Raw genomic sequence first — 14,297 nt, 5'->3', positions numbered from 1 at the left:
TTGCACCCGCAAAACAGAAAACGCCTCTTTAGCTCAGTTGGCCAGAGCACGTGATTTGTAATCTCGGGGTCGTTGGTTCGAATCCGACAAGAGGCTCACTTATCTTTTAAACGTTTTTCGAATATCGGAAAACGTTTTTCATTTATCGAAACTTTTCCACTTTTCGTATCTATTTCGTTTCAAAGTTACAAAATCAGAACCGCTATTTCATTTATAGTGTTCATTCAGAAGCATTTCCCCCGACTTTTTCACCCCTCTGTTTTGTTATATAATCAGGGAAACAATAAACATATCTGCATTATGGAAAAAGCAAGAATTGGAGAAAATTCAAGCAAAGTATGGCGGGTACTTAACGAGATGAAGAAAATCTCCGTTCACGAACTATGTACAATAACCAATCTGGCTATTGAAGATGTAATGTTAGCTATCGGATGGTTAGCAAGGGAAAACTGTATCTTTATTGAAAAAAGAGAAGATACCATCTACATCAGTAACGGTTCGGAATATTACTTCTGCTTCGGATAAGAACACGAAGAAAAAAATCCGCTACAATCCCAGTAAAAAGAAAGTGTATTCTGTTACATATTACTGTAACAGGCCACTTTCTTTTTGAATATACATTCCGTCCAACTACATATATCAATCACATTCAAAGTAGTTATCACATAACACTGAAATAGTATTTGCACAAAATTACAGGTAATTCACACAAAATTGATAGCCTAATAAACATTCCATTGAACAAAAAGGACATAAACATCAATCCAAACAAACAAAAAAGAGTAACTTAGCAATCAGGAAAATAATCCTCATCAAAGATGATTTATTTATCAAAACTAAATAATATGGTAAAACCAAATTCAATGAAGTATCTGGCATCACTCTCTTTGTTATGCCCCTCTGTGGCTTTTGCTGCCGAACACCCCAACATTATCTACATCTTCACTGACCAACAAACAGCCAACGCCATGAGTTGTGCCGGAAATCCGGATTTACATACTCCTAATCTTGACAGGTTGGCTGCTGCCGGTGTGATGTTCAACAATGCTTATTGTACCTCTCCCCTTAGTGGTCCTTCACGTGGTGCAATGTTTACGGGCCACTATCCCGGTGCAGTAGGATTATCCGTAAACGGCTCACCAATGCCCGATTCACTCAAGAACCAGACATTGGGTACACTGATAAAAAATGCCGGATACGATTGTGCTTATGGTGGCAAATGGCATATCCCTTTGCTTGATATACCCGATAAAGAATATGGCTTCGACAATATATATAAACATAGCGATGACGGATTGGCGGAAGCTTGTGCCGAATACCTTTCACGCGAACACAAGAAGCCATTCTTTTTGGTCGCTTCGTACGATAACCCGCACAACATTTGTGAATATGCACGAAGTCAGAATTTACCTTATGGCAATATAGACACCCCCGACATTCGGGATTGTCCGGGGCTGCCTGCCAATTTTGCAAAAAGTCCTTATGATGCTGATATCATAGAAAACGAAAGAGCAAATAACTATAATGTATATCCTACAGCCAACTATACCCCCGAAGACTGGCGCATGTACCGGTATAACTACTACCGTCTGGTAGAAAAGGTAGACAAGGAAATCGGAAAAATTATTGATGCTATCGATAAAAACAACCTTTGGAAGAATACAGTCGTTATCTTCTCCAGCGATCATGGAGATGGTATAGGTGCTCACCACTGGAATCAGAAATCTGCCTTATATGAAGAAGTGGTCAATATTCCTCTCATCATCACATTACCTGGTAAGAAGCATGCAGGTAGAGTACTGCCTCAGCTCATCAGCAATGGCGTAGATTTCTTTGCTTCTATCTGTGATTGGGCAGGTGCTGAAATACCGAAGAATGCAACCGGAAAATCATTTCGTAAAATTGTGGAAGAAGGAAACCCACAAAGTCCGCATCAGGACTATATCATCACCGAAACACAATTTGACGGTAGCAAAACCAGAGGTTGGATGGTACGTAGCAAACGTTATAAATATGTCCTTTACGATAAAGGGAATCATCGTGAACAACTATTTGATATGCAGGAAGACAGAGGTGAAACAAGAAACCTGACAATGGAAAATACTTATAATAATGAGTTACAAAAACACCGTGATATTCTTGAAAATTGGATGAATACCTATAATATCCGCCCAACTCGTCCGAAATTACATGATGTCCCCGGAAAGAAACTTAAAAAATAAAGCCAATATCATACAATCTCTTACATTCAGGCTAAAAGCTGAGCACAATGTTTTTGTGTTCAGCTTTTAATATTTAGTATTTGGCCACCGTTTCATAAACAAATAAAAAAAGTAAGCAATTAGTTATTGACCTCATCCCCCTATTTTATAGCTTTGGAACTCTACAATTCGAACCACTTTTTTATTTATAATAAAGGATAAGCAACTATCTCCACTCAAAAAGATCTATATACAAGGCTCGTAAACTACTTAAAAACAGCACTGACCTAAGTTAGTGCTGTTAAAGATACTAATTTGAAAGCTAATCCCCCTGATTATTGATACTTTTACATCTTCAGCTGTTAAAGCATGATCCCAAATAGTCCCCACAAAGAAAAATCCCTTGAAAGTTAAGTACTTTCAAGGGATTTAGAGTAATAATTGAGGTTCCTGGCGGATTCGAACCGCCGTACACGGTTTTGCAGACCGCTGACTAAGCCACTCATCCAAGGAACCTTATTTCCTCGTTTGCGGTTGCAAAGGTAATACTAATTTTCAAATCACCAAACTATCCGCAGCAATTTTTCTTAGAATGGCTTTTGGTTTCTTTGCACTCCTGCTGCTTTTTGTCAAGCTGACGCTTTAATTCACAGCCACTTGCACAGTTTGCACAAGGATTCTCATTATTTTTCGTGCGACGAAAAAAATTATAAATTCCATACACAATGCGAATCACACAAAGAACTAATAATACAGCAACAACGCATTCCTGCCAGTTCAAAGTCATAAAAATAATCCTCCTATCTGATAAACAGCAAAAGTTAACACCCATGCTAACACAGTAGTATATCCGGCTGTAAAAAATGCCCATTTCCAACTTCCAGACTCTTGCTTAATAGCTGCAAATGTAGCAATACATGGGAAATATATCAGTACAAACAACATATAGCAGAAAGCTACAAATGGCGTAATAGGGATTCGTTCGCCCAAAGTGGTATCATCCACATTAGCATCATTTGTATAAAGTACACCAAGCGTACTAACAACCAACTCCTTTGCACCAACTCCGGAAATCAGTCCAATACCTAATTTCCAATCAAAACCCATAGGTTCGATAACAGGTTCAATGGCTTTTCCAATCCGCCCGATATAAGAATTTTCCTGTTGTTCGGCTACGGTTTCATAGGCATCGTGATTGGGATAATATCCCAGGAACCAGATAACAACGGATGCAATCATAATAATTCCTCCCATTTTACGAAGATATTGTTCGCCTTTATCCCAGGTATGCCGGAAAATAGACTTCATAGTTGGCATACGATACGGCGGTAATTCCATCACAAACGGAGTATCATCTCCTTTAACCAGAAACTTACTGAACAGACGTGCCAATAACACTGCCAACAATATGCCAATACAGTAGATAGAAAACAATACCAGTCCCGCATTGTTCGGAAAGAATGCACCTACCAACAAGAGATAAATAGGGAGACGAGCGCTACATGACATCAATGGGTTAACAAGCATGGTAACAAGACGGCTCTTCCGGTTCTCAATGGTACGAGAAGCCATAATAGCAGGCACATTACACCCGAATCCCATAATCAGAGGAATAAACGATTTACCATGAAGTCCCATCTTATGCATTATCTTATCCATAATAAAAGCTGCACGAGCCATATATCCGGAATCTTCCATCAGAGAGATAAAGAAATAGAGAATAAGAATATTAGGCAGGAAAACAATAACTCCTCCTACTCCACCTACAATACCATCGACCAACATGTCTTTCAACGGACCTTCGGACATGTTATTATTTATAAGATTTCCTAATGCCTCTACCAACCACTCAATCCCCATCATCGGATACTCTCCAAGTACAAACGTACCCTCAAACATGATATACATGAAAAGGAAAAAGATTGGATACCCCCATATACGATGAGTCACAATAGAATCAAGCACTTTCGTCATCTGTGCTTTTTCCTGATGGTTGTCTGTGAAGGTTTCTTTCAGTGCACCACTGATAAAACCATACTTGGCATCGGTTATAGCAGATTCACTATCCTCATTCAATGCAGTCATCACACGTTTCGCCGCTTTTTCGCGTATACGGATAATCTCTTCTGCATTGGGCAAGGTTCGGATAATCCGTTCAACATCCGGATCATTCTCTAAAAGTTTGATTGCAAGAAAACGGGTAGAATATTTAGACCGGATGGCTTCATTTTTTGAAATCTCCTCTTTTACCGCATCAATGGCCTTTTCCAGATCGGGCCCATGATTGATATGTATATGGCGGAAAACACGTTCACCCGATTTATGAGGATGAATATAATCTTCAAGATGTTCCTCATGATGAGTTTCATCGACATGCGTACGATGCCAATCCTGCAATTCTTTAACTACCTCAGGATTAATATTACCATTTTTATCAAAGAAATCACCCCCTTCATAAAGATTAATAATCACATGAAACAGATGATCAATACCTAAATTCCTCTTACAAACAGTAGGAACCATAGGTACACCGAATAGTTTACTCAACAGACGATAATCGAGGGTATTGCCACTGGCTTCAAGCTCGTCATACATATTAAGAGCAATTACCATACGGACATTCATATCGATAAGCTGAGTCGTAAGATAAAGATTACGTTCCAGATTGGAAGAATCTACAACGTTAATAATTACATCGGGAGTTTCGTCAATAATATGACGACGTACATAGATTTCCTCCGGTGTGTATGCCGAAAGTGAATAAGTACCGGGAAGATCGACTATTTTAAAATGATAACCTTCAAAGTTAAAATAACCTTCTTTTGCATCGACAGTCACCCCACTATAGTTGCCAACATGCTCATGGGCACCGGACGCAAGATTAAATAAAGAAGTCTTTCCACAGTTCGGATTGCCAACAAGTGCTACATTGATTGTTCTTCGCTTACCAAGGGCCAGACGTTTCAATTCCTCTTCCCCCGGATAAATATTTTCACTGATACTCTGGTGATAACTTTCCTGTCCCTGTGCCTGTTCTGCCGCTTCTTGTTCACTTATAATTTCGATCATCTCAGCTTCTTGCCGACGAAGCGAAATTTCATAACCTAATACTTTATATTTAATAGGATCTTTCAAAGGGGCATTGAGTAAAACTTCTACGGTCTTACCTTTAATAAAGCCCATCTCGACAATACGTTTACGAAAACCTCCATGGCCGAGCACTTTGACGATAACCCCCTTCTCTCCTGTTCTTAATTCGGACAAACGCATACTTTGTTCTCTTAATTTTCGGCAAAGATAACAGATTAGTTCCGAGGAGACAAATTATTTAGAATGTTTTTAAATAGTGTCTCCCGTACAGGGAAGTACACCGGGCGATAGAAAAGAATATTTAATTATTAATTTTTAATTTAACTACATTGTTTATCTTTGCAATATGATAGAAAAAAAGATCGCACAATATATTGATAATGAGAGGTTATTTCCCATAAATGCCCGGATAATAGTAGCATTGAGTGGTGGCGCTGATTCGGTAGCACTATTACGTATACTTCACACATTAGGATATGACTGTGAAGCCGCTCACTGTAATTTTCATTTGCGGGGAACAGAATCAGACAGGGACGAAATGTTTGTCCGAAAGTTATGTAAAACAATGAGAACTCCATTGCACACCATTGATTTTGCAACAGAACAATATGCTATTGAAAAGAAAATATCGATAGAAATGGCAGCACGCGAACTACGTTATCAATGGTTTGCGGAAATAAAAGAGAAAACCAAGGCGGATGTGATCGCTGTAGCCCACCATCAGGACGATAGTGTAGAAACTGTATTACTCAACCTCATACGAGGAACGGGTATCAACGGATTATTAGGAATACGCCCTAAAAACGGAGATATTGTACGTCCGCTCCTATGTATCAGTCGCAAAGAAATTACAGACTACCTGCAAAATGCCGGACAAGAATACATGACGGACAGTACAAATCTACAGGACGAGTATACACGCAATAAGATACGCCTAAACCTACTGCCACTGATGCAGGAAATCAACCCTTTAGTCAAAGAGCATATTATTGATACAAGCAATTATCTGAATGATGTAAATCGGATATATAATAAAGGTATAGAAGAAGGAAAGCAACGGGTTATAGAGAAAGGAAACATCCGTATCATCCCTCTTTTAAAAGAACCTTCACCAGAAGCTTTATTATTCGAGATACTCTATCCACTTGGATTCAATGCAGCACAAACAAAAAATATTCTGACTATGCTGGAAGGACAAACCGGAAAACAGTTTATCAGTAAAGACGGCTGGAGAGTAGTCAAAAACAGAGAGTTATTATTAATCGACAAGAAAGAAAAGCAAGAAAACCCTCCTTTTTGCCTGATTAAAGAAGAGAAAGAATACACAAAAGATTTTATTATTCCCCGTGAGAAACATATTGCCTGTTTCGACACCGACAAACTAATCGGAGAAATTAACTTAAGAAAATGGCAAACGGGGGATATATTTATTCCCTTCGGTATGAAAGGCAAAAAGAAAGTCAGTGATTATCTGACAGACAGGAAGTTTTCAATTATCCAGAAAGAAAACCAATGGGTACTATGTTGTGGAGACAAAATAATCTGGATTGTAGGAGAACGGACTGACAATCGCTTCCGGATAGACGAAAAAACAAAGAAAGTAACAGTATTCAAGATGAGTGAGAAAGCAATAGATAATCCACTAATAATCAACGCTTAAAAGGTTGTACATTTTTGTATAACAAGAATGTACAACCTTGCACCACAAAGGTGTACACTCTTATATGACATAAATGTACACTCTTACAATATCTATTATTCAAGCCTTTTTGTAACCCTTATTACAAGATTGTTTTTGGCTCTTTCTGACGGGTAAAACATTGAGAAAGCAATACAGCAAACGGAGTATCATAAACCCTCGCTTGTTGTGTACATGATTTGACACAGGCACAACACTTAATACATTTTTCAGCATCTGTATGCACTTCATCTCCTTTTACAATAGCGCCAACAGGACAATGACGTACGCATGCACCACAATGCGTACAAAGACTTTCATCATCCAACCACGGAGTACGTGGCAAGGGTACCCCGCTCTTACGTAGTTTTATTACTCTACGTAAAAAACGGAATAAGGGGAAAAAAGGTTGTTGCGGACGAGGAATAGAACGAAGATTAACCGGATACAGAGTCTCCAGGCAAGAGGCTGCCTCAACTTTTATCCTCAACTTCTTACCAAATTCTCTGGCAAGCTCTAAATCATGAGTATCAGGACGGCCTGCTGCAATGGGATATTTAGTACTGCTATAAGAATGCTCTCCAATAAAAGTAGCTCCGGCTATTACTTTAAAACCATTCAGTAAAACAAAAGCATCCAACTCCGTAAGCGCATTTTCGTAAGCACGATTCCCGTAAACTACTACCAAAGCTACCGGAGTATCCGTACCACGAATATTCTCCAGACGCTCCATAGCTAAAGGAGCCACATGTCCACCATATACAGGAACAACAACAATAGCCAATGCCGAGGTAGGAAGTTCCATTTCTTCAACCGGCTTTAAGGTCAAATCCGTCGTTAACACATTTGTTGCCCCCGTTCCATGAACAATTGCCTCTCCCACTTGTTTAGAAGTATGGGTAGGCGAAAAATAAATAAGATGAGCTTCAGTAATTATCATAATGTTATAATTTGAGTAACAAAGATACACTTTATAAATGAAAAAAATGATGATTTATTTATGAAACCAAAATTATTTATTATCTTTGCGCCGTTGAAATACTTTGCCACCTCTCATAGGAGAGAAACAGGTAAATATCCAGTTCAACAGAAACATCCCTGATTCATAATAAATTAAAGCATATGTTCGCATAACCAATGACTGGTGAAGTTGTGTTGTGACGTCCGTATCCCAGCTGAACAAAAAAATATTAATAACTTACTATACTGTATGTATAACATTATCCAATTAAACGACAAAGATTTGTCGGAACTACAAACTATTGCCCGCGAACTGGGTATAAAAAAGACAGACTCACTAAAGAAAGAAGAACTTGTTTACAAAATCCTTGACGAACAAGCTATCGCAGGCGCTACTAAGAAGGTTGCTGCAGATAAATTGAAAGAGGAGCGTAATGAAGACAAGAAGAAACGTTCACGGGTAGCAATGAAGAAAGAAAATAAAGTATTCTCCGCTACTAAAAATGGTGAGATAACCAAAACTGAAACAGCCGTTCCCGTTCCGGCAGCTAAAGCACAACCTAAAGAAGCTGAGCCAGTAAAAGCAGAAGTTGTTCCTGCCACAGAAAAAGCAGTAGCACCCCCAAAAAAGAAAGTAGGTCGTCCTCGCAAAAATGCCGTAGAAAACAAACCCAAAGAAGAGCAAGTAGCTCCAGTTGCAGCAGCCGAAACTGAAAAAACGGTTGAAGTGAAAAAGGCAGAGGTAAAAAAGGTAGAGGTAAAGAAAATAGAGACAAAACCTATTTCAAAACCCATTATTAAACCTAAAGCACCAGCAGTTATCGATGAAGAAAGCAATATCTTATCCGAGAGTGCCGATGACGATTTTATCCCAATTGAAGATCTCCCTTCTGAGAAAGTAGAATTACCAACAGAACTTTTCGGTAAATTCGAATCAACAAAAACAGAGCCTGTAGTTACGCCTGTTCCTGAACAGACACAGAACCAACAGCGTCCCCGCGTTATCCGTCCCCGCGATAACAACAATAATCCTAACAGCAATAATAACGCACCAAGGAACAATAATCCCCGACTGCCGATGCAGAGACCTGTACAACAGCAAAATACGGGAGAAAATGCTCCGGCTCCGGAACGCAAAGTGATTGAGCGTGAAAAACCCTACGAATTCGATGATATTCTCACCGGTACAGGAGTTCTGGAAATTATGCAGGATGGTTACGGTTTCCTTCGCTCTTCAGACTATAACTACCTTTCATCTCCGGACGATATCTATGTATCTCAATCGCAAATCAAATTATTCGGTCTGAAAACCGGTGATGTGGTAGAAGGTATCATTCGCCCTCCCAAAGAAGGAGAGAAATACTTCCCATTGGTAAAAGTATCTAAAATTGATGGTCGTGATGCCGCATTCGTACGTGACCGCGTACCTTTTGACCACCTGACCCCTCTCTTTCCAGATGAGAAATTCAGACTTTGCAAAGGCGGATACTCTGATTCGATGTCTGCACGTGTAGTAGACCTCTTTTCACCGATTGGTAAGGGACAACGTGCCTTGATCGTGGCTCAACCTAAAACAGGTAAAACCCTGTTAATGAAAGATATCGCTAATGCCATCGCAGCCAATCACCCGGAAGTATACATGATAATGCTGTTGATTGACGAACGTCCGGAAGAGGTAACCGATATGGCACGTAGTGTAAATGCAGAAGTTATCGCCTCTACTTTTGACGAACCGGCAGAACGCCACGTGAAGATCGCAGGTATCGTACTCGAAAAAGCAAAAAGACTGGTAGAATGCGGACACGACGTAGTTATCTTCCTGGACTCTATCACACGTTTGGCACGTGCTTACAATACAGTTTCTCCGGCATCGGGTAAAGTATTGTCCGGTGGCGTGGATGCAAATGCATTGCATAAACCCAAACGGTTCTTTGGTGCTGCACGTAATATCGAAAATGGCGGTTCACTAACCATTATCGCGACAGCATTGATCGATACCGGTTCAAAAATGGATGAAGTTATCTTCGAAGAATTCAAAGGTACAGGTAATATGGAATTGCAGCTTGACCGTAACTTATCCAACAAACGTATCTTCCCGGCTGTCAACATTGTGGCTTCAAGTACGCGTCGTGATGATTTGTTGCTTGACAAGACAACACTTGACCGTATGTGGATCCTGCGCAAATACCTTGCAGACATGAATCCAATAGAAGCAATGGACTTTGTAAAAGACCGTCTTGAAAAAACAAAAGACAATGACGAATTCCTGATGAGCATGAATAGCTAAAAATATTTATTCAATTTACAATTAGACGATTTACAATTTACGATTGAAATGTGATAGGCTTTACACAAAAGTTCGTATCATTATACAGGAGTAGTAAATGTTGGCGTAACCATACTCCCGGTCATCCCAATCATGGAGGTCCTGGAGCACGGGATATTATAAACAGAAAATAAATAAGTAAAAAGAGTGGAGATTACATGTTATCTTCACTCTTTTTACTTATTTTTGCAGCAAACAATGCGAACAGAACGTTAAACAGTGAGAATTTATATCTATTACATATTAGGAATGCTGGCCGGTTTTCTATATTCTGTCCCAGTCTATTCTGCGACTACGACTTCAGAACATCTTACCAATTTACAAATTCTCATAGACAACAATTTACCTTATACCCAAAATATAACAGCAGACAGTATCATTTTATGGGAAAAAGAGCTTGAACCACAATTGGAAAAAGACAAGCAATACAGCACTCTTTTCCATTTGAAACAACTCGTATCCGGTGCATATGCAATTCGTGGTGATATTACAATAGCTGTAGATAAAGCCCACATCATGTATGAGAAAGCCAAAGAAATGGACTATGATAAAGGAATAGCCCTTTCTCTTCGTGCTATCGGTGATGCCTACCTGGGTGCAAACATGAGGCAACAAGCCATCGATTTTTATATAGAAGCATTTAATGTTCTAAATACTTTAGAAGGTGCAGATCATCTGAAAATACATATCTCTCCGAATCTGATCCTCACATTGTTAAAGATAAGAGAAACCGACAAAGCACTTGTATACTTAAAACAACTTGAAGTTCTTTTCGATAAATATCCAACGACTTCCACTCTCTTTTATGTTTCGATATGCCGTGCCTACTATTATGTAGTAACCAATCAGCCAGACAAGGCACTTATATATATCACAGAGGCCACAAAAGCCAATTCAGAACATGATTATCCTTATATGCGTTTTGTTTTGGATTATTTGCATGCCAGTTACTATAAACAAAATAAACAATATGATCGGGCTTTGGAAAAATATGGTAACCTTATTAAAGAGATAAATCCGGCCTACTCTCCTAACCAGCATATACAGCTCAATCTTCAGCAAGCCCAACTTCTGTCTAAATTAGGACAAACAGACCAAGCATGTCTCATTTATCAAACGGCAAATGTGCTGCAAGATTCTCTGGACAATCTTAGCTATGTACGTCAGATCAACGAACTGCGAACCATCTATCAAATCGATCAAATGGAAATCCAGAACCAGCAGGAACGTAACCAGACTATCTTATGGGGTATTCTAACAGTATTTTCTTTATCAATCCTTATCACCATACTCATTTTCCATATACGATCAGAGAATAAACGTTTGCGCCATTCAAAAGAAGAACAGGAAAAAGCACAAAAGCGTGCAAGAAACTCCATTAAAACCAAAAGTCTGTTTCTTTCAAATATGAGTCATGAGATCCGTACCCCATTGAATGCGCTTTCAGGTTTCTCTGCAATCCTCACGGATGATTCAATTGACAATGAAACACGGCGACAGTGCAATGACATCATACAACAAAACTCTGAATTATTATTAAACCTGATCAATGATGTAATAGACCTTTCCAGCCTGGATATGAGTAAACTGGTATTTAATTTTAAAAAGTGCGATGCAGTAGTTATATGCCGTAATGTTATTGATACTGTAAGAAAAGTAAAGCAAACACAAGCCGATGTTCATTTTGTCACAACTCTTGAATCGCTACCGCTATTAACAGATGATTCACGCTTGCAACAGTTGCTTATCAATCTGCTTATTAATGCCACGAAGTTCACTACGGAAGGCTCCATCACACTTGAGATACGAAAAGAGTCGGACGACACCGCCGTCTTCTCTGTCACTGACACCGGTTGTGGTATTCCTCCGGAAAATCAAGGCCGGATATTCAACCGTTTTGAGAAACTAAATGAAGGTGCACAGGGTACAGGGTTGGGACTTTCTATCTGCCAGCTTATTGTTGAACAGATCGGAGGAAGAATATGGATTGATCCGGAATATACAGCAGGCGCCCGCTTCGTGTTCACTCATCCTATCAAACCGGATGCGGCAGCAGCCAAAAATGAAAAGTTACAATGAAACAACTGATCTTCATACTCGCCTTATGCTGCCATTTCTTGATAAGTCTGGCAGCTCCATCAGGAGTCCGAACTGATAGTTTGGAAAGATTGTTGTCTGCTATGCCGCATGATTCCCTACGCCTACAAACCATACAAAGTATCACGCGGATGGAGCAGACAACCCCCAAATGCATCTATTATTCAAATATGCTGTTAAAGGAGGCTGTTGCGCAAGACAACCCCAAGTACGCCGGAATAGCACTCTACTTCCAGGTTATTTATTACTATAATCAAAATGAACTGGATAGTGTAATCCAAAAAATAGCAGACCTGGAGCCCTACGCCCGAAAAGCCGGTTTGTGGGATTATTACTTCGATTCACAAAGATGCCAGATAGATCTCTACTCCTATAGAGAACAGATAGAGCTTGCTATCAATAAATCACTTGAGATGTATAAGAAAGCGCAAGAAGCCAACAACATACGTGGTCTGATAGGTGCCAAGCAGTGTCTGGCCAATGCTTATATGGGTACTGGCCGTTGGAAAGAAGGTAAACAGGCTTTGGAAGAAGCTCATAAGCTTCTTCCTCAAATGAACAATGTAATTGTAAGAAATTCCGTACTTTGCCAACTTATCTCACTCAGTAAAGCCAACAAAGAACTTCAGGATCAGAAAAAGTATCTGGATGAACAAAAGAAGATTCTTTCTGACTATATCGCAGAAAATCCAACGATGAAAGAAGCTTTTCAGGATCCGATGATTTTCAATGACATCTACTATACCTATTATTATGTAGAAATGAAGCAGCCTCAGCTGGCTCTCCAACATCTTAAAAAAGGAAACGAGTATCTCACCCCCAATACTTATTTTATGTATCGGGTGCTTTATCATGATGCATACGCCTCATATTACCGCCTTTGCAAAGAATACAATCGCGCTATCAGTCAACTGGATTCTACTGTTGTACTGTTAAAAGACGCTTTTAGCAGCGATTACGTCAACCAACTGTCTATCAAAGCTGATATTCTGACCGAAGCCGGACGTAGCCTGGAAGCAATACCAATCTATGAAAAGGTTATACAGATGAAAGATTCGCTGGTCACCGAACTGTCTGACAAACAAATGAATCTGATACAAGACAACTACCATGTAGATAAAATGAAACTTGAAGAAGAACAGTTGAAAAGCAAAATTCAACTGCTCGTATTCTGTATTATCGCTATTGCTCTGCTCGTATTAATCTTCTTCACAATGCGTGCCTATCAGGTACGAAAAGCCTTAAAGACGGCAGAAAGTGAAACTCGTAAAGCCACCCTGATGATTGAGAAGGCCAATGAGACCAAGAATCATTTTCTCTCTAATATGAGTTACAATATCCGTATCCCTCTCAACGGAGTTGTAGGTTTTTCACAACTCATAGCCTCAGAACCCAATATGGACGAAAGTACACGACAAGAATATTCAGCCATCATCCAAAAAAACTCCGAAGAGTTGATACAATTGGTAAATGATGTACTCGATCTGTCTCGCCTGGAAGCCAATATGATGAAATTTCAGATACAGACTTATGATGTAATAGCTCTTTGTAACGATGCCATTTATATGGCACAGATGCACAATGAGGGAGTTATATCAATTCTGTTCAGCACTAATATTGACGCACAGAACATCACAACAGATACCGGACGAATAACGCAAACCCTGCTCAGCACATTGGTCTATCCGGACAAAAGTAAAGAGAAAAGAAAAATAATCTTTACGGTCAACCGGGATGATACGTCAAAGATCATTCATTTCCAAATTATCAACAGCCCACTGGCTGATCCGAAATACCACTCACAACAAGTAAGTATCCGCCATGAAATAAATGACTTGTTATTAAAGCACTTCGGAGGTAGCTATGCCGTCACCACCGACAAACAGGGCGGACAGGTCATTGATTTTACTCTCCCCCCCGACAGTATATCCGGATAAAAGCGTTA

The 14,297-nt window shown here is 39.5% G+C and carries 9 protein-coding genes and 2 tRNA genes; 7 read left to right on the top strand and 4 right to left on the bottom strand.

What is annotated here, in order from left to right; translation table 11 throughout:
- Nucleotides 1–22 precede the first annotated feature (22 nt).
- The 3 genes from ACESQI_RS01770 (at nt 23) to ACESQI_RS01760 (ending at nt 2,222) form a co-directional block, all read left to right on the top strand.
- Nucleotides 23–96 (top strand) — tRNA-Thr (locus tag ACESQI_RS01770).
- Nucleotides 97–300: 204 nt separating this feature from the next.
- Nucleotides 301–525 (top strand): winged helix-turn-helix domain-containing protein, encoded by a 225-nt coding sequence (locus ACESQI_RS01765; RefSeq protein ID WP_002561336.1) that lies wholly within the window; start codon nt 301–303, stop codon nt 523–525.
- A gap of 320 nt (nt 526–845) precedes the next feature.
- Complete coding sequence (locus ACESQI_RS01760) at nt 846–2,222, top strand: sulfatase (protein WP_234130440.1); 1,377 nt, start codon at nt 846–848, stop codon at nt 2,220–2,222.
- A gap of 423 nt (nt 2,223–2,645) precedes the next feature.
- Here the strand turns inward: ACESQI_RS01760 and ACESQI_RS01755 are convergent.
- The 3 genes from ACESQI_RS01755 to feoB form a co-directional block, all read right to left on the bottom strand.
- A tRNA-Cys gene (locus ACESQI_RS01755) sits at nt 2,646–2,717 on the bottom strand.
- Between the two features lie 52 nt (nt 2,718–2,769).
- Nucleotides 2,770–2,988 (bottom strand): hypothetical protein, encoded by a 219-nt coding sequence (locus ACESQI_RS01750; protein WP_002561171.1) that lies wholly within the window; start codon nt 2,986–2,988, stop codon nt 2,770–2,772.
- Nucleotides 2,985–5,471 (bottom strand): ferrous iron transport protein B, encoded by a 2,487-nt coding sequence (gene feoB, locus ACESQI_RS01745; protein ID WP_002561170.1) that lies wholly within the window; start codon nt 5,469–5,471, stop codon nt 2,985–2,987. Before feoB ends, ACESQI_RS01750 begins: the two co-directional genes overlap by 4 nt.
- A gap of 166 nt (nt 5,472–5,637) precedes the next feature.
- Between feoB and tilS the strand changes: the two genes are divergently transcribed.
- Nucleotides 5,638–6,951, top strand: coding sequence for a tRNA lysidine(34) synthetase TilS (gene tilS / locus ACESQI_RS01740; RefSeq protein WP_373125392.1), 1,314 nt, complete (start codon nt 5,638–5,640; stop codon nt 6,949–6,951).
- Between the two features lie 121 nt (nt 6,952–7,072).
- On the opposite strand, the gene ACESQI_RS01735 is transcribed toward tilS, so the two are convergent.
- Nucleotides 7,073–7,909: a 4Fe-4S binding protein gene (locus tag ACESQI_RS01735; RefSeq protein ID WP_195349310.1), complete on the bottom strand. Its 837-nt coding sequence runs from the start codon at nt 7,907–7,909 to the stop codon at nt 7,073–7,075.
- Between the two features lie 270 nt (nt 7,910–8,179).
- On the opposite strand from ACESQI_RS01735, the gene rho reads away from it, so the two are divergent.
- The 3 genes from rho (at nt 8,180) to ACESQI_RS01720 (ending at nt 14,289) form a co-directional block, all read left to right on the top strand.
- Nucleotides 8,180–10,216 carry a transcription termination factor Rho gene (rho, locus tag ACESQI_RS01730; protein WP_234130438.1) on the top strand — a complete coding sequence of 679 codons (2,037 nt, stop codon included), beginning with the start codon at nt 8,180–8,182 and terminating at the stop codon, nt 10,214–10,216.
- 288 nt (nt 10,217–10,504) lie between these two features.
- A complete protein-coding gene (locus ACESQI_RS01725) occupies nt 10,505–12,334 on the top strand; it encodes a HAMP domain-containing sensor histidine kinase (RefSeq protein WP_234130460.1) in 1,830 nt (609 codons plus the stop codon).
- A complete protein-coding gene (locus ACESQI_RS01720) occupies nt 12,331–14,289 on the top strand; it encodes a histidine kinase dimerization/phospho-acceptor domain-containing protein (RefSeq protein ID WP_320907907.1) in 1,959 nt (652 codons plus the stop codon). Before ACESQI_RS01725 ends, ACESQI_RS01720 begins: the two co-directional genes overlap by 4 nt.
- The last annotated feature ends 8 nt before the right edge of the window (nt 14,290–14,297 follow it).

Source organism: Bacteroides sp. HPS0048 (assembly GCF_964240755.1).
Classification (GTDB): Bacteria; Bacteroidota; Bacteroidia; order Bacteroidales; family Bacteroidaceae; genus Bacteroides; species Bacteroides nordii.
Note: the sequence above shows the minus strand (reverse complement) of the source record. Positions and strands in the feature narration are given on the sequence as shown.

What these genes read in the sequence shown, in the direction of transcription:
- ACESQI_RS01765 (WP_002561336.1), top strand. Translation starts at nt 301, where the DNA reads ATGGAAAAAGCAAGAATTGGAGAAAATTCAAGCAAAGTATGGCGGGTA.
- ACESQI_RS01760 (WP_234130440.1), top strand. Translation starts at nt 846, where the DNA reads ATGGTAAAACCAAATTCAATGAAGTATCTGGCATCACTCTCTTTGTTA.
- ACESQI_RS01750 (WP_002561171.1), bottom strand. Translation starts at nt 2,988, where the DNA reads ATGACTTTGAACTGGCAGGAATGCGTTGTTGCTGTATTATTAGTTCTT.
- feoB (WP_002561170.1), bottom strand. Translation starts at nt 5,471, where the DNA reads ATGCGTTTGTCCGAATTAAGAACAGGAGAGAAGGGGGTTATCGTCAAA.
- tilS (WP_373125392.1), top strand. Translation starts at nt 5,638, where the DNA reads ATGATAGAAAAAAAGATCGCACAATATATTGATAATGAGAGGTTATTT.
- ACESQI_RS01735 (WP_195349310.1), bottom strand. Translation starts at nt 7,909, where the DNA reads ATGATAATTACTGAAGCTCATCTTATTTATTTTTCGCCTACCCATACT.
- rho (WP_234130438.1), top strand. Translation starts at nt 8,180, where the DNA reads ATGTATAACATTATCCAATTAAACGACAAAGATTTGTCGGAACTACAA.
- ACESQI_RS01725 (WP_234130460.1), top strand. Translation starts at nt 10,505, where the DNA reads ATGCTGGCCGGTTTTCTATATTCTGTCCCAGTCTATTCTGCGACTACG.
- ACESQI_RS01720 (WP_320907907.1), top strand. Translation starts at nt 12,331, where the DNA reads ATGAAACAACTGATCTTCATACTCGCCTTATGCTGCCATTTCTTGATA.